Source organism: Microbispora sp. H10830 (assembly GCF_014161375.1).
GTDB classification, from domain to species: domain Bacteria; phylum Actinomycetota; class Actinomycetes; order Streptosporangiales; family Streptosporangiaceae; genus Microbispora; species Microbispora catharanthi.
Genome location: NZ_JABBWX010000001.1, coordinates 801,099 through 818,189 on the forward strand (window position 1 = coordinate 801,099; position 17,091 = coordinate 818,189).

Annotated in this window: 15 protein-coding genes; 6 read left to right on the forward strand and 9 right to left on the reverse strand. The window is 72.9% G+C overall.

Annotated features, from left to right (window positions below; translation table 11 throughout):
• Positions 1-120: 120 nt before the first annotated feature.
• From HHX35_RS03750 to HHX35_RS03775, 6 genes are all read right to left on the reverse strand, one after another.
• The gene (locus HHX35_RS03750; RefSeq protein WP_310738882.1) at positions 121-882 is read right to left on the reverse strand and encodes an SDR family oxidoreductase; all 762 of its coding nucleotides are present in this window, start codon (positions 880-882) and stop codon (positions 121-123) included.
• Between the two features lie 69 nt (positions 883-951).
• Positions 952-3,228: a tetratricopeptide repeat protein gene (locus HHX35_RS03755; RefSeq protein ID WP_182897561.1), complete on the reverse strand. Its 2,277-nt coding sequence runs from the start codon at positions 3,226-3,228 to the stop codon at positions 952-954.
• 66 nt (positions 3,229-3,294) lie between these two features.
• Positions 3,295-4,062 (reverse strand): SCO6745 family protein, encoded by a 768-nt coding sequence (locus HHX35_RS03760; RefSeq protein WP_182897562.1) that lies wholly within the window; start codon positions 4,060-4,062, stop codon positions 3,295-3,297.
• Positions 4,063-4,134: 72 nt separating this feature from the next.
• On the reverse strand, positions 4,135-4,947 hold the full coding sequence (dapF, locus tag HHX35_RS03765; protein ID WP_182897563.1) for a diaminopimelate epimerase: 813 nt from the start codon (positions 4,945-4,947) through the stop codon (positions 4,135-4,137).
• Between the two features lie 9 nt (positions 4,948-4,956).
• Positions 4,957-5,868: a tRNA (adenosine(37)-N6)-dimethylallyltransferase MiaA gene (miaA, locus tag HHX35_RS03770; RefSeq protein WP_182897564.1), complete on the reverse strand. Its 912-nt coding sequence runs from the start codon at positions 5,866-5,868 to the stop codon at positions 4,957-4,959.
• A 28-nt stretch (positions 5,869-5,896) separates the two neighbouring features.
• A complete protein-coding gene (locus tag HHX35_RS03775) occupies positions 5,897-6,430 on the reverse strand; it encodes a methylated-DNA--[protein]-cysteine S-methyltransferase (protein ID WP_182897565.1) in 534 nt (177 codons plus the stop codon).
• Between the two features lie 42 nt (positions 6,431-6,472).
• Between HHX35_RS03775 and HHX35_RS03780 the strand changes: the two genes are divergently transcribed.
• Positions 6,473-7,177: a class III extradiol dioxygenase subunit B-like domain-containing protein gene (locus tag HHX35_RS03780; RefSeq protein ID WP_182897566.1), complete on the forward strand. Its 705-nt coding sequence runs from the start codon at positions 6,473-6,475 to the stop codon at positions 7,175-7,177.
• Here HHX35_RS03780 and HHX35_RS03785 read toward each other — a convergent pair.
• Positions 7,150-8,100, reverse strand: coding sequence for a ribonuclease Z (locus HHX35_RS03785; RefSeq protein WP_182897567.1), 951 nt, complete (start codon positions 8,098-8,100; stop codon positions 7,150-7,152). The genes HHX35_RS03780 and HHX35_RS03785 overlap by 28 nt on opposite strands.
• Positions 8,101-8,352: 252 nt before the next feature.
• On the opposite strand from HHX35_RS03785, the gene HHX35_RS03790 reads away from it, so the two are divergent.
• Complete coding sequence (locus HHX35_RS03790; RefSeq protein WP_182897568.1) at positions 8,353-9,225, forward strand: hypothetical protein; 873 nt, start codon at positions 8,353-8,355, stop codon at positions 9,223-9,225.
• A 25-nt stretch (positions 9,226-9,250) separates the two neighbouring features.
• Here HHX35_RS03790 and miaB read toward each other — a convergent pair whose 3' ends face one another.
• Complete coding sequence (miaB, locus tag HHX35_RS03795; protein ID WP_310738897.1) at positions 9,251-10,711, reverse strand: tRNA (N6-isopentenyl adenosine(37)-C2)-methylthiotransferase MiaB; 1,461 nt, start codon at positions 10,709-10,711, stop codon at positions 9,251-9,253.
• Between the two features lie 384 nt (positions 10,712-11,095).
• Between miaB and HHX35_RS03800 the strand changes: the two genes are divergently transcribed.
• The 3 genes from HHX35_RS03800 (at position 11,096) to HHX35_RS03810 (ending at position 15,455) form a co-directional block, all read left to right on the forward strand.
• A complete protein-coding gene (locus HHX35_RS03800) occupies positions 11,096-12,511 on the forward strand; it encodes a cell wall metabolism sensor histidine kinase WalK (protein ID WP_182897570.1) in 1,416 nt (471 codons plus the stop codon).
• 198 nt (positions 12,512-12,709) lie between these two features.
• A complete protein-coding gene (locus HHX35_RS44475) occupies positions 12,710-14,845 on the forward strand; it encodes a sensor histidine kinase (RefSeq protein ID WP_182897571.1) in 2,136 nt (711 codons plus the stop codon).
• Entirely contained in the window at positions 14,817-15,455 is a 639-nt protein-coding gene (locus HHX35_RS03810) for a response regulator transcription factor (RefSeq protein WP_182897572.1), read from the forward strand. The genes HHX35_RS44475 and HHX35_RS03810 overlap by 29 nt, the downstream gene beginning before the upstream one ends.
• A gap of 25 nt (positions 15,456-15,480) precedes the next feature.
• On the opposite strand, the gene HHX35_RS03815 is transcribed toward HHX35_RS03810, so the two are convergent.
• Positions 15,481-16,125: a hypothetical protein gene (locus HHX35_RS03815; protein ID WP_182897573.1), complete on the reverse strand. Its 645-nt coding sequence runs from the start codon at positions 16,123-16,125 to the stop codon at positions 15,481-15,483.
• Positions 16,126-16,299: 174 nt separating this feature from the next.
• Between HHX35_RS03815 and HHX35_RS03820 the strand changes: the two genes are divergently transcribed.
• Positions 16,300-17,055 carry an amino acid ABC transporter ATP-binding protein gene (locus HHX35_RS03820; RefSeq protein WP_139576152.1) on the forward strand — a complete coding sequence of 252 codons (756 nt, stop codon included), beginning with the start codon at positions 16,300-16,302 and terminating at the stop codon, positions 17,053-17,055.
• The last annotated feature ends 36 nt before the right edge of the window (positions 17,056-17,091 follow it).

The following is a 17,091-nucleotide window of genomic DNA, read 5'->3' on the forward strand; positions in this document are numbered from 1 at the left end:
ACCTAATCTCCATATCGTGATCGTCCAGTGATCTTTTGCCCCACGGGCCTTACCGGGCAGTGAGGGCGCGGCGGCACGGCGTGAGGGCCCGTCCCGGCGAGGTGGCACCCGGGGCCGGGCTCAGGTGGTGAGAATGCCTCCGTCGACCGGGAGCACCGCCCCGGTGACGTACGAACCGGCGTCGGAGGCGAGGAAGACGGCGGCGGCGACGAGTTCCTCCGGGTCACCCGAGCGCTTCATCAGGACCCGCTGCTCCCGCATGCTGTCGAGGTAGCCGTCGGGATACCGTGCGGTCATCTCCGAGTCGAAGAAGCCAGGCTCCAGGCAGTTGACCCGGATGCCCCGGCGCGAGGTCCACTGCTGGGCGAGGTCACGGGTCAGGCCGACGACGGCGGCCTTCGACGCGCTGTAGGCCGCCTGCGGCAGCCCGGCCGTGGTCTCGCCGAGCACGCTGCCGATGTTGACGATCGACGATCCCGGCCGCATGACCCGGGCGCAGGCCTGGGCCATCCAATAGGTGCCGTTCAGGTTGACGTCGAGCACGCGGCGGAACTCGCCGGGCGTCTCCCGCAGGGCGGGCACGGCCGTGCCGACGCCCGCGTTGTTGATCAGCACGTCGACGCGGCCGAACTCGCCCATGGCCGCGTCGACGAGGGCCTGGCACTCCTCGGGGACCGACACGTCGGTCGGGACCGCCAGGCAGCGGCGGCCGGTCTCCTCGACCAGCCGCCGGGTGCGCTCCAGCCCTTCGGGACGGCGGGCCCCGATCGCCACGTCGGCGCCCGCCTCCGCCAGGCCCCTGGCGAAGGCGACGCCGAGCCCCGACGAGGCCCCCGTCACGATGGCCACCTTGCCGTCAAGACGGAACCGGTCCAGGATCACGCCGCCTCCTCGCTCAAGAATCGAACCCGACTCTAGAGCAAGGTTTCGCCAGGGTGGCGGACTGGCGGATCAGAGGCCGTACTCCTTGGAGATCCGCTCGTGCCGCTCGGCCTCGATGCCGACCTCACGGGCGAGGTCGAGCCACGCCAGCGGGTGCGACCACTGCTCGGTGACGTCGTCGAGAACGGCGTCCAGCTCCGCCGGCCGCACGGCGGGCGGGATCGCGATCCAGCCGAACACGCCGGGAAGCTGCTCGCCGGTGGCCGGGTGGGTGACGCGGTAGTTCTCGTCGCTGTAGACCCACATCGGCCAGCCGCGCTCGGCGAGGACCTCGTTGAACTCGGCCCACTCGTCCTCCGACGGCGCCGCGCCGTCGAAGAACCAGCTCGTGTAGCCGCCCGGGCGCAGCATCGTCACCCCGGCGAACGGGATGACGAAGCTCTCCCGCTCCTGCTCGTTCTCGGGGATCGGCTCAAGCGGCCGGGGGTCGATCACGACGACGTCGCCCGCGTTGTACTCCATGCCGCGCGGCTGCGGGATCGCCAGGCGCGCGGTGGCCGGGCCGGTCCGTACGGCGAGCACCTCCCGCTGGCTGCCGTCGGGGGCGGGGAGGATCACCCGGACCAGGTGCCACTCCTCCTCGATCGGGCCCTCACCCGGCTCGATCGGCATGCCGAGCTTGGTGCCCGCGGCGCGGACGGTCGCCCAGTCCTCCACGGCGGTGGACAGGACGATGATCCGCCAGACGTCCTCCTCCTCGCCCTCGCCGGAGTCGAGCAGCGGCTTGAGGATCTCGGCCGCCTTGACGTTGTCGCCGAGCTGCTGGACGGCGCCCGACCACAGGCGGCGTGCCTCCAGCCCGCCCTCGTGGGCGACCGCCTGCTCGGCCTCGGCCGCCGTCTGCTCCCAGCGCTCGCGCGCGCGGTGGAGCCGGGCGAGCGCGAGGTGCGAACGGGTCTCCGGCAGCCGGGCCGCCAGGGTCTCCACCCGCTCGTCCTGCCCGGCCTCGATGAGCAGGCCGGTGAGGTAGGAGATGTCCTCGTCGCCGGCGGCGGCCGGGTCGCCGTCCTCGACGATCGTCTTCCAGTAGACGTCGGCGCCCACCGGGGCGTAACCGAGGAACCCGAGCGTCGTGGTGTGCCGCCGGGTCGCCTCGAGGTCGGTGCCGGACAGCGGCCACAGCCAGCCCACCCACCGCTCGGGGTCGGCCGTGCGGCCGTCGGCGGCGTCGAAGTAGGCCACCAGCTCGTCGCGGGGGCCGGGCGGCGGAAGCTCCTTGGCGGCGTCGGCCGCGGCGCGCAGCTCGGCCACCCGCTCGGCGAGTCCCTCGGTGGCGCGGAGGTCGGCGATCGCGGCCTCGGCGTAGTCGGCCAGCAGGCGGGCCTGCCACAGGCCCTGCCGGGCGACCGCCAGGTGCCCGGCCGTCAGCGCCAGCTCGAACCTGGCGCCGTGGCCGCCCACGCTCTCGAAGTAGGCGATCCACTGACGCAGGATGCGGCCGAGCTGCCAGGTGTTGGCGATGCCTTCGGTGAGCATCCGGACGGTGCGCGCCCATTCCACCCATTCGCGCGCGTGGTCGCCCACCACGTCGAGGTCGGGCAGCGCGTCCACGGCCTCCTGCATACGGCCGAGAGTGGCCAGCACCCGCGACCTGAGCAGGGTCTCGCGGCGGCCCTTCGCGACCGGGTCGTCCGGCTTGAAACCGGTCGAGGCGTCGAGCGCGGCCAGGGCGTCGTCCGGGCGCCCGGCGGCGAGCAGCGCCCGCGCGGAGGCGGCGCCCAGCTCCCAGCTCGCCTCGCGTCCCTCGCCGCGCAGGCGCTCGACCGCCGCCTCGGCGTACGCGACGGCCTCGGCCGCCTGGCCCGCGTCGATCAGCGCGGCGACGTACTGCGTGGCCAGGCCGGAGAAGGCGAGTGAGTCCGGGCCGACGCCGTCGAGGGCCGCGCCGAGGGCGGCCAGCCGGGCCTCGGCGTAGCCGGGGCCGTCGGTGTTGGCCTGGGCCATCGCCAGGACCTCCACGGCGCCGGGGGCGGCGGGACAGTCGCGGACGTCGTCACGCTGGGCGAAGTCCGCCAGCGCGACGGCGTCGTCGAGCGCGGCCGCGCCGATCGCCCGGTCGCCCACCCGGCCGAGCAGGTGCCAGTAGCGCGCGAAGAACTCCAGCCACGGCTTCTCCAGCGTCTCGGCGTTCTGCGCGATCGCCGGCGCCACGACGTCGAGCTGGGTGAAACGGCCCTCCAGCGCCTGCGCGGGCACGTCACCCAGCGCCATGGCCAGCCCCGTGTTGCCCGCCTCGTGCAGTTCACGCTGGGTGCCACCGACCCAGGCCCAGATGTCCACGTCCATGAGCAGTCAGTCTGCCAGGTCGCCGACCATGACCCAAACGAACGCGGCCTTCGGCTCACCGGCGCGTCAGCGCGCCCGGGCCGCCTGGGACGCCTCCCGGAGGAGGGTGCAGAGCTCGGCGAGCTCCGCCGGGCCGAGCGCCGCGTACGCGCGGGCGACGAGGTCGTCGGTCAGCTCCTCCGCCCTGGCCCTGCGCTCCGCCGCCTCCGCCGACGGCTCCGGGTAGGGCTCGGGCCAGGCGAGGAAGCGGGCGACGTCGGAGGTGCGGTCGTACGGGATCGGGGTCCCGGTGTCGTTCGCGCCCACGAGGGTGGCATCCAGCGGGCCGAGTCCGTGCGCCACCACGGCCGTCGCGTGCCGGGCGCCGCGCAGTTCCCGCACGACGTGCAGCAGGTGGGCCGCCAGGGCGGGCCCGCCGCCGGGCCGCGGCATGGCCCGCCATCCGGCGAACAGCGGCGCGCAGAACGGGTCGGCGCCGTCGGCGACGGCGGCGAGCAGCTCCGCCAGCCGGTCGGCGTTCCCGAACCCGGCGAGCCTGCGCCCTCCCCAGTCGTGGCAGGCGCCGGCGTAGAGCGCGGCGGCCTCCTCGGCCGGGAGCTTGCGCCCGCCCTCCCACGACTCGCGGACGTGCCGGGCCGGGAAGAAGACGACCGCCGCGAGCACGACGTCGGCGTCCACCTCGCCGAGGACGCCGCACCTGCCCCGGAAGTACATCTCCCGTGGACCGAGGCCGTGGCGCTCACACAGCTCCTTGACCTCCCGGGAGATCATGAAGCCCCCGCCGAGGGCCCCGATGGCCGCCTTCGTCTCCACCACCGCGTCACGCGGGTCCATACGCCCTCCTCGGTCTAATCTCCAGACCCAGAGTGGCGGATCAGAACAAGGTTCTGCAAGTCTCCGAAACGATCAGAGGACGGCGGGCCACTCCCCCGAGGCGACGAGGACGGCCGGCCCCGACAGGTAGCTCGTGTCCTCCTCCAGCGTGACGGTGACCGTGCCGCCGAGCACCCGGACCTCCCAGGTGCCGGTGGTCTCCCCGGCGGCCTGGGCGGCGGCGACGGCCGTCGCGACCGCCCCGGTGCCGCACGAGCGCGTCTCCCCCGAGCCCCGCTCGTGCACCCGCATGGTCACCTTGTGATCGCCCACGGCGTTGAAGATCTCGACGTTGACGCCCTCCGGGTAGTCCGCGCGGTCGAAGTCCGGCTCGCGGCCGAGGTCGAACCCGGCCACCGGCTCCTCCACGGCGCACGCCAGGTGGGGGTTGCCCATGTTCACGTTCACGCCGCGGCACTCGCGCCCGTCGACGACCGCGCGGCTGTTCCCCAGCACCCGCGGCCTGCCCATGTCCACGGTCACGTCGCCCGTCACCCCGAGCCGTACGCGCTTGAGGCCCCCGCGGGTGGCGACGGCGAACTCTCCGGGCGCCGCGAGGCCCGCGTCCACCAGGTAGCGGGCGAAGACCCGGACGCCGTTGCCGCACATCTCGGGTATGCCGCCGTCCGCGTTGCGGTAGTCCATGAACCACTCCGCCTCGCCGGCCTGCCCGGCCACCTCGGGGCAGAGCTTGGCGCGCACGACGCGCAGCACTCCGTCGGCGCCGATGCCCGCGCGCCGGTCGCAGAGCGCGACGACGTCCGCCGCGGACAGATCCAGCGTGGCGTCGGCGTCCGGCAGGATGACGAAGTCGTTCTCGGTGCCGTGGCCCTTCACAAACCGCATGGCAGCAGTCTAGGAGGCGCCGGTGATCACAGCGATCGCGCGGTCGGCCAGGTCGGGCGCGTCGAACGGCAGCCAGACCACCCGGGGGTCGCGGCGGAACCACGACTCCTGCCGCCGGGCGAACCTGCGGGTGGCCCGCACCGTCTCCTCCCGCGCCTGATCCTCGGACCACTCCCCGGAGAGGAAGCGCAGCACCTGCGCGTACCCGAGCGCCCGGCCGGCGGTCCTGCCCTCGGCCAGGCCGCGCGCGGCGAGCGCGCGCACCTCGTCCACCAGCCCGGCCTCCCACATCAGGGCGACCCGGCGCCCGATCCGCTCGTCGAGGACCGGCCGCGGCACCTCGACGCCGATCTGCACGCTGTCGTAGACCGCGTCGTACGACGGCATCGTGGCGGAGAACGGCCGCCCGGACAGCTCGATGACCTCCAGCGCGCGGACGATCCTGCGGCCGTTGCTCGGCAGGATGTTCTCCGCCGCCACCGGGTCGAGGCCCTTGAGCCGCTCGTACAGGGGCGCCGGGCCGGTCGCGGCGAGCTCCTTCTCCAGCCGGGCGCGCACGTCCGGGTCGGTGCCCGGGAACTCCAGATCGTCGATCGCGGCGCGCACGTAGAGCCCGGAGCCGCCCGCCAGCACGGGCACCCGGCCGCGGGAGCGCAGGTCCTCGATCAGGGGGCGGACGAGGCGTTGGTACTCGGCCACGCTGGCGGTCCGCGTCACCGGCCAGATGTCCAGCAGGTGGTGGGGGACGCCGCGCCGCTCCTCATGGGTCAGCTTGGCCGTGCCGATGTCCATGCCCTCGTAGAGCTGCATGGAGTCGGTGTTGATCACCTCGCCGCCCAGACGGAGCGCGAGCTCGACGGCCAGGTCGGACTTTCCCGCCGCGGTCGCGCCCACCACGGCAATCACAGGTAGCTGCCCCACACCCTCCAGTGTCCCAGCGGCGAGGAGGTCAGATGTCCCAGTCGAGGGTGGGAGGCAGGTGGCCTTCGAGGGTGAGCAGCCACCGCTTGGACTCCACTCCCTCGCCGCCGCTGAAACCGCCGAGCCCGTTGCTCGCGACGACCCGGTGGCACGGCACGATGATCGGGATCGGGTTGGCGCCCATGATCGAGCCGATGGCCCGCGCCGGGACCCCCGTGCCGCTCCGCGCCGCCAGCTCCCCGTACGTCACCACCTCGCCGTACGGGACGGTGGCGAACAACGTGCCGAGGACCTGCCGCTGCAGGGGCGACATGAGCCGCCAGTCCACCGGCACGCGGAACTCCTTCAGCTCGCCCCGGAAGTACGCCGCCAGCTCCTCCCCGGCGGTGGCCGTACGGTCCGGGTCGTCGGCGACGGCCATCCCGAGGCGATCGGCGATGCGCTCCCTGAGCAGGGGGCCGTCCTGGAAATGCGTCGCGGCGACCCCGTCCTCGGTGACGGCGGCGAGCACGTCGCCCAGCCTGGTCGGTACGGTCGCGAACGCCACCGTGCTGCTGTCCATACGTCCCATTCTGCGCGTGGCCGGGCGGGGTAGGGTGATCGGGTGCTGGTCGCCGCTGCCGTCTGCCCGCATCCTCCGCTGCTCGTCCCACAGGTCGCCGGGGCCGCCGCGCCCGAACTCGACGACCTGCGCGCGGCCTGCTCCGCCGCGGTCGGCCCGCTCCTGGACGCCCGCCCCGACGTGCTGGCCGTGGTCGGCGGCGCGGAGGTCACCGCGTCCTTCCCCGGGGACGCCGCGGGGACGCTGCGCCCGTGGGGCCCCGACGTCCGGGTCGGCCCGGGGGATCTCGTCCTGCCCCTGTCGCTCACGGTCGGCCGCTGGCTGCTGGAGCGGGCGCACGCGTCCGGGGACGGCCTGCCCGTGCTTCGGTTCGAGGCGGTCGGATTCGACGCGCCGCCCGCCGAGTGCGCCGCGCTCGGCCGCCGTCTGGCGGAGTCGGCGCGGCGGGTGGCGCTGCTGGTCATGGGCGACGGCTCGGCCAGGCGCACCGAGAAGGCACCGGGTTACATCCATCCCGACGCCGTGCCGTACGACGAGGTGCTCGCCGGCGCGCTCGCCTCGGGCGACGCCGGGCGTCTGCTCGGCCTCGACCCGGACGAGGCGCGGGAGCTGTGGGCGGCGGGCCGGGCGGCCTTCCAGGTCCTCGGCGGCGCGGCGCGGGAGACACCCCCGCCGGCCGCCTCCGAGCTGCTGTACGACGACGCGCCCTACGGCGTGGGCTACTTCGCCGCCCGCTGGGCCTGGTAGTCCGGGCGCCTCGGCACGGGGACGCGCATGAGGTCGCGGGCCGTCACGACGTCCCCCGAGTAGGACTTGCGCACCTCGTCCACGAAGCGCGGCTCGTCCGCCGTCGTGTACCGCTCGGAGAAGTGCGTGAGCACCAGCCGCCGCACCCCGCAGGCGGCCGCGATCTGACCCGCCTGGGCCGCCGTCAGGTGCCCGTACTGCGCGGCCATCGCGCTCTCGTCCGACAGGAACGTCGACTCGATCACCAGCAGGTCGACGCCGTCGGCGAGGGCGAACGCCCCGTCGCACACCCGGGTGTCCATCACGAAGGCCGCGCTCTGTCCCGGCTTGGGGGCGCTGCACTCGTCCAGCGTGACCGTCGAGCCGTCCGGCATCGTCAGCGAGCCGTGCCTCTGGAGCTCCCCGACCATCGGCCCGCGCACGCCCCGCCTGGCCAGTTCCCCGGGCAGCATGCGGCGCCCGCCCGGCTCGTCCACGCGATAGCCGTACGACTGGACGGGGTGCGACAGCGGCCGCGCGGTCAGCGTCACGGGTCCCGAGGGCCACCGGACCACCTCGCCGGAGACCGGCCGGGGCGCGATCACGTCGGTGTCGGCGAAGGCCGACGCGTTGCGCAGCCTGCGCCAGTACGTCTCGCCGCTCGCGGGGTAGGCCGCCCGCACCTCGTGGTTCACCTTGTCCCTGGCGATGCGCTGGACCACGCCGGGCACCCCCAGGCAGTGGTCGCCGTGGAAGTGGGTGACGCAGATCCAGGTGACGTCGTGCGCGCTCACCCCTGCGTGCAGCATCTGCCGCTGGGTGCCCTCTCCCGGATCGAACAGGAACCCCTCGCCGTCCCAGCGGAGCAGGTAACCGTTGTGGTTGCGGTGACGGGTGGGCACCGCGCTCGAGGTGCCGAGGACGACCAGTTCACGAACGGACACACCGCCGATGCTAAGACGTGTCCGGCGATCGGGCCCTGCCACGCTTCGACGGAAGCACCGTCATGCGCGGCCTTTCATCTGGTACGGCGCGGCTCAGTCAATATTCACCATCATTCAGGATATTTCTCTAAATAATGGCCGGGCGGCGTATTTGGAGTTCCCGGAAATCGACGGAACCACCGCTGGAATTCGCCCGCGGCGGGCAGACTGAGAAATCGGAAACAACCGACCGCCGCATGGAAGAACACGACCTTGCCGGATTTCTCCCCCACCCCACGGCACCGGCGCGACGGCCATCCCGTCCTCGCCCTGACGGGCGTGATCGGCGTGACCGCGATCGCCGGGCTCGGCGTCGTCCTGGCCGTCCTGCCCGCGCGGGATCCGGCGCCCTCCGCCGCCCGGCCGGTGGCCGCCGATTTGGGCACCGCGGTCTCACCGGCACGTCCGGCGCCGGGATTTCCCGCCGCCGGCCCCTTCTTCCCGCCGGCGACCGCCCCGCGGAAACCCGGATCCGAGCGGCCGGAAACGGAACCGGAACGCGCGGCGGAGCACCGGGAGGAGACGGGGGAAGCGGCGACGCGAGACGACCCGGAAAACGCAGAAAGCGAACAATCGAAGAGAGAACAGCCGGAGCGAGAGCGGCCGGCACGTCGAGGCGGTGCGCTGCCGCCCGGTCACGAGACCGGAGCGTCGCGGTCGTCCGGACGCCCTGACCGGACGGCGGGCCCCTCCTCCCGGTCCCGGCCGCCCTCGCCCGTCTCGTCGTCCCGGAGCGGCGGAAGCGACTCCACCGGCGCGGCAGGTCGCGCCGGGACGAGGGAGACGCACCGGCCCCGGCCCGCCCGCGTCGCTCCGCCGGACGCCTCGAAGCCGGCCGTACGGAGCTCTGCGACCGGCGACCCGGCGGGACACAACACCACCGAGAACAGAGCCGAGAACACAGCCGCCGAGAACCCCGCGGCCAAGGACGCGGCGGCCCGGGACACGGGCACGCGCGGCACGGCCGTGCCCCGGGCCGGGGCGGACGGCGTGACGCGCACCCGGATCCAGGACCCCTGCCTGCGGTTCGACGACGACCTGCGGCGCGCCTACTGCTACGAGGTCCTGAGCCGCCTCGGCCGGTGACCCCGCCGTCGCCGGACTCGGCGCGTCAGACGGCCGAGCAGGCGGACGGCTCCGCGGGCAGCGGAGCGGGACGGCCGATGGTGGGCATCCCCAGGCTGACCGCGCTGCCCCGCTGCGGAGCGGCCTGCCGCGCCTCCCACGCGTCGCCCGCGCGGGTCCGCCGCACGGACAGGACCTTGTCGGCCACCAGGTGATGCGGCGCGGCGTAGGTCACCTCGACCGTGACCATGTCGCCCGGACGGGCGCCGGCGGCGACATCGGACGCGGCGAGGTGGACGAGACGGTTGTCGGCGGCCCGGCCGGACAGGCGGTGGGTGGCGTCGTCCTTGCGGCCCTCGCCCTCGGCGACCAGCACCTCCAGAGTGCGCCCGACCTGCTTCTTGTTCTCCTCCCAGGAGATCTCCTCCTGGAGGGCGACCAGGCGCTCGTACCGCTCCTGGACGACGGCCTTGGGCACCTGGTCCTCCATGGTCGCGGCCGGGGTGCCGGGGCGGATGGAGTACTGGAACGTGAACGCGTTGGCGAAGCGCGACTGCCGCACGACCTCGAGGGTCTGCTGGAAGTCCTCCTCGGTCTCGCCGGGGAAGCCCACGATGATGTCGGTCGAGATCGCGGCGTCCGGCATGGCGGCCCGGACCCGCTCGATGATCCCAAGGTAGCGCTCGGACCGGTACGACCGGCGCATGGCCTTGAGGATGCGGTCGGAGCCGGACTGCAGCGGCATGTGCAGCTGGTGCATCACGTTCGGCGTCTCGGCCATGGCGGCGATCACGTCGTCGGTGAAGGCGGCCGGGTGGGGCGAGGTGAAGCGGACCCGCTCCAGGCCCTCGACGTCCCCGCAGGCCCGCAGCAGCTTGCCGAACGCCAGCCGGTCGCCGAACTCCACGCCGTAGGTGTTGACGTTCTGGCCCAGCAGAGTGATCTCCAGGACGCCCTGGTCGACCAGGGTGCGCACCTCGCTGAGGACGTCGCCGGGACGGCGGTCCTTCTCCTTGCCGCGCAGGGACGGCACGATGCAGAACGTGCAGGTGTTGTTGCACCCGACCGAGATCGCCACCCAGGCCGCGTAGGCCGACTCGCGGCGGCTCGGCAGCGTGGAGGGGAAGGTCTCCAGGGACTCCTTGATCTCGACCTGGGCCTCTTCGGCGATCCGGGCCCGCTCCAGCAGCACCGGCAGCGACCCGATGTTGTGGGTGCCGAAGACCACGTCCACCCAGGGGGCCCGGCGGACGATCTCGCCCTGGTCCTTCTGCGCCAGGCACCCGCCGACCGCGATCTGCATGCCCTTGCGGGCCATCTTGATCGGCCGCAGGTGGCCCAGGTTGCCGTAGAGCCGGTTGTCGGCGTTCTCGCGTACGGCGCAGGTGTTGAACACGACGACGTCCGGCGTGTCCCCTTCGGCCGCGCGGACGTATCCCGCGTCCTCCAGCAGCCCGGACAGCCGCTCGGAGTCGTGCACGTTCATCTGGCAGCCGTAGGTCCGCACCTCGTAGGTCCGCTCGGCGCCCTGTGTCGTCGCGCCTTCGGCGCCCTGTGTCGTCGTCACGCCCTCGGCGCCCTGTGTCGTCACAGTCTGTGTGGTCGCAGTCATCGCACTACAAGGGTAGGCGCTTTCCCACCCCCGCCCGTACCGGAACGTCGCGCACTCGATCGCGTACAAGCGGCGACGACAGCGGCGTCGCCGCCACATGCCGAGCCCTCCCGGAGCGGACCGGATCTTGGGTGCGGATCCGCGTCATGACCAGGGCTCGCATCTGCCATTACCCAGGCTTGTGAAAAGCGAAAAGTTCGCTTTATTGAATCATTCATGTCTATGTGGTGCCCTGGTGAAGGCACGAGACCCACACTCCCCACGGATTGGCCTACACCGATGTCGAACTGGAACCGATCATCCGTTCTCGTCCGCAGGACGGTCGGTTACTCCGCCGTCGCGGCACTGGTGTGCGCCGGGGTCAGCCTGCTCTTCCTCGTCGTCGTGGGCGGCAAGGACGCCGACGCGGCCCGGGCTCGTGTCACCGGGGCGTGGGACCGGGCGGTGCCCCTCATCAGAGAGGGGTTCCTCCCCTCCGTGCTGCCGGCGGGCAAGGACATCGCGATCCAGGTCCTGGACACACGGCACCAGGTCGTCGCGGCGACGCCGCAACTCGCCCGCAAGCCCCCGATGGCCACCTTCCACGCGACCAGCGCAAGCGTGCACTCCGAACGGGTGCTGTGCCCTCCGGCCGGGCTGAAGGGCTGTATGACCGTCTTCTCCTACAAGGTCTATCAGCCGGACGGGCCTTGGCTGCTCTACGTGGCGGTGCCCACGGTCCCCTGGTACGGGAACACGGCGGCGCTGTCCTTCGCGATCGGCATGTCCCTGCTGATGACCACGATGACGGCAGCCGGGACTTTCCATGTGGCCAAAAGGGATATGACCGCGGTGGACGCCATCCGCACGGAACTGGCGGAGATCACCGCCACCCATCTCCACCGCCGGGTCCCCGTGGCGCACAACAACCAGGAAGAGATCAAGCTCTTGGCCGGAACGGTGAACGACACCCTGGACCGGCTCGAGGGCGCGTACAAGCAGCTGCGGCAGTTCACCTCTGACGCCTCTCACGACCTGCGCAGCCCCCTCACCGCCATGCGGGCCCAACTCGAAGAGGCCCTCATGCATCCGGACGACGCCGACTGGCCGAGGACGACCGCGGCGGTGCTCGCCGGAGTCGACCGGCTGCAGGCGATCGTGACCGACCTGCTGACCCTGGCCAGGCTGGACGCCCGCGCCCCCCTCGACCTCAGTCCGACCGACCTCGGCCGGCTGGTCGGTGGCGAGCTCGACCGCCGCACCTACCGGATGGAGATCGTGAGGGATCTCCAGCAGAACGTCTTCGTCGACTGCGACCGGTTGCGGATCACCCGGCTCCTGGTGAACCTGCTCGACAACGCCGAACGGCACGCCACCTCACAGATCACCGTCAGCGTGCGGGCCGACGGGCCGACGGCGACGCTGGAGGTCCTCGACGACGGCGCCGGCATCGCCCCGGAACACCGGGAGACGGTCTTCGACCGCTTCACCCGGCTGGACGCCTCACGCGACCGGGACTCAGGGGGGACCGGGCTGGGGCTGGCGATCGCACGGGAGATCGCAGAAGCACATCAGGGCACCTTGACCATCCAGGACAGCGAACGGGGAGCACGGTTCGTCCTGCGCCTCCCCGTCCGCGAAGCGCCTCAGATCGCCGGACGAAGCGAGCATCGTGCCGGTCACGCCGGCCTTTTCAGTTTCCCTGTCCCACGATGAGCAGCTGTCCCACGATGAGCCGCTACCCGGAACCGCGACGCCCGGCGATGAACAGGACGGCGACGCCGTCCGCCGGCCAGGTTCCGGCGCAGCGAGGCCCCGGGACGTCCTGGGACATCGTCCTGTTCGTCTGGGCATTTCGGTCGCTAGCCTGAGCCCGACTCGGCGGTCGCGCCGGAGGCGCGGAGGAGGCGGGCAGTGCGGCGTACGGCGTGGGCGGTCTGCGTGCTCAGCCTGCTCCTGGTCGTCGCGGCCCTGGTCTTCGGTCACCGCAACGGCGCCGGGCTGTTCGCCCAGAGCCACCTCCTCTTCGTCGCCGCCTGCGCGCTGGTGGGCGGCCTGATCACCGCCGAACGTCCGGGCAACGCCGTCGGCTGGCTGATGGCGGCCTGCGGCCTGTGCTTCGCGCTGCTGGACGCGACCGGCCACTACGCCCTGGCCGGGCTGCCGTTCGCGACCCCGATGGCCTGGCCGCAGACGTGGCTGTGGGTCCCCGCCAACCTGTCGGTCGCCGCCGTGCCCGCCTTCTTCCCGTCGGGACGGCCGTCGTCGCCGGGGTGGCGGGCGACCCTGTGGGCGCTCGCCGCGGTCGCCGCCGTGACGACCGGGCTGAGCGCCCTGCTGCCCGGCCCCAGCCACCAGCTCGGATGGGGCACGCCGCTGCCGAACCCCCTTGGGGTGCCCGCGCTCGCCGTGGTCTCCCCGTTCGTCGAACCGCTGACGACCGGGCTGATGGCTGCCCTGTTCGTGGCGGGCGCGGCCGGTCTCGTACGCCGGGCCGGGCGCGGCGACGCCGACGAGCGGATCCAGCTCAAGTGGCTCGGGTACGCCGCGGGGCTCGCCGGGCTGATCGTCGCGGGGCGGGTGGCCGCGGGGTTGTCGGACGGCGACCCGCGCTCCATCTGGCCCATCACCAGCCCGTTCTGGGAGGTTCTGGGGACGTTCGCGGCCTGCCTGCTGCCGGCCGCCGGCGCGGTGGCGGTGCTGCGGCACGGTCTGTTCGACATCGACCTCGTCATCAACCGCACGCTCGTCTACGTGCTGCTGTCGGCGTGCGTGTTCGGCGGTTACGTGCTCGTGGTCACCTATCTCGGCGCGGTGTTCCGCACGGCGGGCGGGCTGCCGGTGTCGGTGGCCGCCGCCGGCGTGGTCGCCCTCGTCTTCGCGCCGCTGCGCGAGCGGCTGCAACGCGCCGTCAATCTGGTGATGTACGGCAGGCGCGACGATCCGTACGCGGCGCTGGCCCTGCTGGGCAGGCGCCTGGAGGAGGCGGCGGAGCCGGGCGCGGTGCTGGCCGCGGCGGCCCGGTCGGTGGCGGAGGCGCTGCGCCTGCCGCACGTCGCGGTCGAGGTGGCCGGAGGGCCGACCCACGCGTACGGCGTGCCCTCCCCCGGCGCCGTACGGCTGCCGCTCGTGCACAGGGGCGAGCCGGTGGGCGACCTGGTCCTGTCTCCGCGTCAGGGGGAGAGCGGGCTCGGCGCGAGAGATCGCCGGGTTCTCGCCGACCTCGCCCGCCAGACGGGGATCGCCGTGCACGCCGTGCGGCTGTCGGCGGACCTGCAGCGCTCGCGTGAACGGCTCGTGGCGGCCCGCGAGGAGGAGCGGCGGCGGCTGCGGCGCGACCTGCACGACGGCCTCGGGCCGACGCTGGCCGCGTTGACCATGCGCGCGGAGGCCGTGCAGGACATGGTGCGCGACCCGGACGCCCTGGCGATGCTCGAAGAGATCATGACGGACGCCCGCACGGCGATGGGCGACGTACGGACGCTGGTGGAGGGACTGCGGCCACCGGCCCTCGACACGCTGGGCCTGGCCGGGGCGATCAGGTCGCACGCGGCCCGGCTGCCCGGCGTCGAGATCGAGGTCGAGATCGACGGATCCCTCCCGGCGCTGCCCGCGGCCGTCGAGGTGGCGGCATACCGGATCGCGGCCGAGGCGCTGGCGAACGCGCGCCGCCACGCCGGAGCCGGGCGGGTGCGCGTACGGCTCGGCATGACCGGCGGGACTCCTGCCGGCGTGCTCGAAGTGGAGATCGCCGACGAGGGCGGCGAGCCGCACGCGGACGGCGGTGGCAGCGGGGTCGGTACGGCGTCGATGCGCGAGCGGGCGGCCGAGCTCGGCGGCACCTGCGCGATCGGTCCGCGGCCCGGTGGCGGGACGCGCGTGCTGGCCCGCCTTCCGGCCCGGAACACGGCCGAGAACACGGCCGAGAACACAGCCCAAAGCACAGCCCAGAGCACACGCCTGAACACGGCGCAGGACACGGCGCAGGACACGGCGCAGGACACGAGACGGGAGGCGGGCGATGGAGCCGATCCGCGTGCTGCTGGTTGACGATCACGCGGCCTTCCGGGCGGGGCTGCGCGCGCTCCTGCGGCCGGTGGAGGAGATGGAGGTCGCCGACGAGGCGGCCAGCGGCGAGCAGGCCCTCGCCCTCCTCCCCCGCGTGCAGCCCGACGTCGTGTTGATGGACCTCGCCATGCCCGGCATGGGCGGGGTGGCCGCGACCGAGCGGATCACGAGGGACAACCCGCACGTGCGGGTCCTGGTGCTCAGCATGGCGGACGACGACGACGCGGTCTTCGCGGCACTGCGCGCGGGGGCCCGCGGATACGTGCTCAAGGGCGCGCGGCGGGCCGAGCTCGTGCGTGCGATCCTGGCCGTGGCCGAGGGCGAGGCGATCTTCGGCCCCGCCCTCGCCGGGCGGCTGATGGGCTACTTCTCCGATCTCGGCCGCAGGCCCGAGCCGAGCTTTCCCGAACTCACCCCGCGTGAACGGGAGATCCTGGGCCTGGTCGCCGGCCATCTGACGAACGTCCAGATCGCGGCCCGGCTCGGGCTGAGCCAGAAGACCGTGCGCAACCACGTGTCCAGCATCTTCGCGAAGCTGCGCGTGGCCGACCGGGCCGAAGCGATCATGCGGGTCAGGGAGTCGGGCCTGTAGCGGACGGGCGGGCGCCCGCGGGTGCTCAGGCGGCCCGCCAGTCGTCCACGGGCATGCGCAGGACCTTCAGCCCGACCGCGCCGAACGCCGCGAGGTGGAACAGCGACCCGATGGCCTGGACGGCCGGCGGCTGCCCCATCGTGAGGAACGGCCCGCAGGTCCCCGCGAGCGCCGCCGCAGGGACCCACCACGGCGCCCGCCGGACCGCCGCCAGGCCCGCCAGGAGCACCAGCAGGCCCACGTGGAGCAGGAAGCCCGGCAGGAGGATGCCGTACACGAACCCGCCGAGCGCGCCGGCCACCTCGGTCACCCGGGCGGCCGGGGCGTCCGGAAGGGTGAGCGCCAGCGCCAGGTCGTAGAAGTCGGTCATGAACAGGCAGGTGGCGGTGACCGCGCCGGTGAGGCCGACGGCCGCGCCGATGTTGCCGGTGCGCGGCGCCCGCGCGCCGAGGAGGTGGGCGAGCCCGAGGATCACCGGGACCAGGCAGACGGTCGCCCACTGGAACAGCAGCGCGCTGGCCTGCACCTGCACCGGGCTGGCGCGGAACACCGCGGGATCGTGCTCGGTGCCCGGCGGCGAGGTCAGAAAGGCCAGGCCGAGCAGGACGGGCCACGCCAGCATGGCCGCCGCCGCCACGGTCTTCCGAAACAGGTCCGGATTTTTCAGCATCTGTGCTCCTACACGGTGAGAGGTCGGCAGGAGCCAACCGGGACCGCGTCCCGGGCCGCATGGGGCGGGCCGTACGGACAAACCGGGAGTGATGTCCTGAGCAGCCGGGATGTGATCTATTCGGTACCGGCCCGTTAGTGACTCGGCGGCATTGACCCCCCTACGTTGTTGACCATGACGGAGATCAGTGGTTCCGACCCGCTTGTCAGGCTGGAGGGAGTCAACAAGCATTTCGGTCCCCTGCATGTGCTCAGGGACATCGACCTGAGCGTGGGCCGGGGCGAGGTGGTCGTCGTCATCGGCCCGTCCGGCAGCGGCAAGTCGACGCTGTGCCGGGTGATCAACCGCCTGGAGACGATCGACACCGGGACCATCGTCTTCGACGGGCGGGAGCTGCCCGCGGAGGGCAGGGCCCTGGCCCGCCTGCGGTCCGAGGTCGGGATGGTGTTCCAGTCCTTCAACCTCTTCTCCCACAAGACGATCCTGGAGAACGTCACGCTCGGCCCGACCAGGGTGCGGAAGGTCTCCCGGCAGCAGGCCGAGCAGCGGGGCATGGAACTGCTCGAACGGGTCGGCATCGCCTCTCAGGCGGGCAAGTATCCCGCCCAGTTGTCCGGCGGCCAGCAGCAGCGCGCGGCCATCGCCCGCGCACTGGCCATGGACCCCAAGATGATCCTTTTCGACGAGCCCACCTCGGCCCTCGACCCGGAGATGGTCCAGGAGGTGCTCGACGTGATGACCGGCCTGGCCAAGGACGGCATGACGATGATGGTCGTCACCCACGAGATGGGGTTCGCCCGCCGGGCGGCCAACCGGATCGTGTTCATGGCCGACGGCCAGATCGTCGAGGAGGGGTCGCCCTCGGAGTTCTTCACCCAGCCGAGCACCGAGCGCGCCCGCGACTTCCTCTCCAAGATCCTCACTCACTGATCCCAGCTCACGACAAGCTCCACAAGAAGCGAAAGG

Bases quoted from the DNA above. Each gene is read 5' to 3' on its own strand.
- HHX35_RS03755 (WP_182897561.1), bottom strand. From the start codon at position 3,228: ATGGACGTGGACATCTGGGCCTGGGTCGGTGGCACCCAGCGTGAACTG.
- HHX35_RS03760 (WP_182897562.1), bottom strand. From the start codon at position 4,062: ATGGACCCGCGTGACGCGGTGGTGGAGACGAAGGCGGCCATCGGGGCC.
- dapF (WP_182897563.1), bottom strand. From the start codon at position 4,947: ATGCGGTTTGTGAAGGGCCACGGCACCGAGAACGACTTCGTCATCCTG.
- HHX35_RS03775 (WP_182897565.1), bottom strand. From the start codon at position 6,430: ATGGACAGCAGCACGGTGGCGTTCGCGACCGTACCGACCAGGCTGGGC.
- HHX35_RS03800 (WP_182897570.1), top strand. From the start codon at position 11,096: ATGTCGAACTGGAACCGATCATCCGTTCTCGTCCGCAGGACGGTCGGT.
- HHX35_RS03810 (WP_182897572.1), top strand. From the start codon at position 14,817: ATGGAGCCGATCCGCGTGCTGCTGGTTGACGATCACGCGGCCTTCCGG.
- HHX35_RS03815 (WP_182897573.1), bottom strand. From the start codon at position 16,125: ATGCTGAAAAATCCGGACCTGTTTCGGAAGACCGTGGCGGCGGCGGCC.
- HHX35_RS03820 (WP_139576152.1), top strand. From the start codon at position 16,300: ATGACGGAGATCAGTGGTTCCGACCCGCTTGTCAGGCTGGAGGGAGTC.